The sequence below is a fragment of the Acinetobacter sp. CFCC 10889 genome (genome assembly GCF_003268395.1).
Lineage (GTDB): Bacteria > Pseudomonadota > Gammaproteobacteria > Pseudomonadales > Moraxellaceae > Acinetobacter.
Map to the genome: position 1 here is coordinate 1 of NZ_LQXQ01000180.1, position 449 is coordinate 449.

At 43.4% G+C, this 449-nt stretch carries 1 protein-coding gene; it reads right to left on the minus strand.

Annotated features, from left to right (window positions below; all coding sequences use genetic code 11):
• On the minus strand, positions 1–354 hold a 354-nt coding region (locus AVJ19_RS21290), incomplete at its 3' end, for an Ig-like domain-containing protein (RefSeq protein WP_171334255.1).
• Positions 355–449 lie beyond the last annotated feature (95 nt).

Sequence of the window (449 nt, forward strand, 5' to 3'; positions counted from 1 at the left end):
ACTTGGGTCTACATCCGGATCAAAGGTAACTTTGATGTTGCCTTTTGGAGTGATTTCTACTTTCACACCTGGTGGCACCATGTTGACGTTGTTATCACCTGTACCCGGTTTACCTGAGTTGCCTGAAGTATCTTCATAACTTCCTGCAGGCACATCAACTGTGACTTTTCCTTCAACATTTTCAGGTACTTTACCTGTCCACGTTAAGCCATCTTCACTTGGAGTTAAGGTAATCTCAACTGGATTGCCATCTTTGTCTGTGATTTTAATATCATCTGGTGTGATGGTGCTTGGGTCTACATCTGGATCAAAGGTAACTTTGATATCGCCTTCTGGAGTGATTTCTACTTTCACACCTGGTGGCACCATGTTACGTTGTTATCACCTGTACCCGGTTTACCTGGGTTGCCTGAAGTATCTTCATAACTTCCTGCAGGTACATCAACTGT